This window comes from Aeribacillus pallidus, assembly GCF_050478865.1.
In the GTDB taxonomy this organism is placed as follows: domain Bacteria; phylum Bacillota; class Bacilli; order Bacillales; family JACDOC01; genus JACDOC01.
In genome coordinates this window covers 1-539 of sequence record NZ_JBCNBW010000101.1, presented here as the reverse complement: position 1 = coordinate 539, position 539 = coordinate 1, and the positions used below count along the sequence as shown (strand labels likewise).

General features: G+C 48.8%; 2 tRNA genes. Both read right to left on the bottom strand.

Going from position 1 to position 539, the window contains the following annotated elements:
* Positions 1–198: 198 nt before the first annotated feature.
* Positions 199–274, bottom strand: a tRNA-Thr gene (locus ABES52_RS16805).
* Positions 275–432: 158 nt separating this feature from the next.
* A tRNA-Val gene (locus tag ABES52_RS16800) sits at positions 433–508 on the bottom strand.
* Between the last annotated feature and the right edge of the window lie 31 nt (positions 509–539).

The following is a 539-nucleotide window of genomic DNA, read 5'->3' as shown; positions in this document are numbered from 1 at the left end:
TTATCATTAAATTCTCAAAGTTGATGTCCCGCTCTCAGGAGGCTTAATCAAGTAGAAGTTCGAGCGGTACAACTCGCAGCTTTTATTGACGCCCCACTCTCAGAAAGTTTTCTCAAGATGCGGCTCGAGTGGTGCGCTCGATGTAACGCTACGATGTCTATTCATTCGTGCTCTACCGACTGAGCTAATGGCTCGAAGTGGTGCCGGCTGCAGGACTTGAACCCGCAACCTACTGATTACAAGTCAGTTGCTCTACCAATTGAGCTAAGCCGGCATGTTGGTTTTATTTATGACTTAACTCAACCTTATTTATCGTCGTCCCACTCTCGGTAAGCTGATTCAAGTAGCAGCTCGAGCGGTACGCTGAAGCATCGCTCCGAAGCTTATTCGGTCGTGCTCTTCCAATTGAGCTAAGCCGGCAATATTCATTTATGGTGGAGGATGACGGGTTCGAACCGCCGACCCCTTGCTTGTAAGGCAAGTGCTCTCCCAGCTGAGCTAATCCTCCATTTATCTTATGCCTGGCAGCGTCCTACTCT